Origin of the sequence: Luedemannella flava (assembly GCF_039528515.1) — a bacterium.
In the GTDB taxonomy this organism is placed as follows: Bacteria; Actinomycetota; Actinomycetes; order Mycobacteriales; family Micromonosporaceae; genus Luedemannella; species Luedemannella flava.
Window position 1 is genome coordinate 1 of sequence record NZ_BAAALT010000303.1, and the last position, 557, is coordinate 557.

Here is a 557-nt window from a genome sequence, read left to right on the forward strand (position 1 = left end):
CCCTGCGCCACGCCGGCGGCCCGCGCGGCGTCCGCGGGCGGGATGCCGTCACGCGACTCGAGCACCGCCGCGATGGCCTCCATCGAGGGGGTACGCAGGGTGATGACGCGGCAGCGGGAGCGGATCGTGACGGAGATGTCGTCCGGGTGCGTGGACGGCGCGCAGAGCAGGAAGACGGTCCGCGGCGCCGGCTCCTCGACGGCCTTGAGCAGCGCGTTGCTGGCCGCCTCGGTGAGCCGGTCGGCATCCTCGATGAGGACCACCTGCCAGCGGCCGCCGGTCGGCGCGCCGGCCGCCCGCAGCACCAGGTCGCGCATCTCGCTGACGCCGATGGACAGGCCCTCGGGCACGACGAACCGCACGTCGGCGTGCGTGCCGGCGAGCGTCGTGTGGCACTGGGCGCAGACGCCGCAGCCGCCCTCGGGACACTGCAGCGCGGCGGCGAACGCGCGCGCGGCCACCGAGCGGCCCGACCCGGGCGGCCCTGTGAAGATCCAGGCGTGGGTCATCGCGCCCGCGCGCACCGCGTCGCCGCGCACCACGGCCGCGGCGGCCCC

1 protein-coding gene is annotated in these 557 nt (G+C 77.4%); it reads right to left on the reverse strand.

Annotated features, from left to right (window positions below; genetic code table 11):
* On the reverse strand, positions 1-557 hold a 557-nt coding region (locus ABD211_RS32860), incomplete at both ends, for an AAA family ATPase (RefSeq protein WP_344140412.1).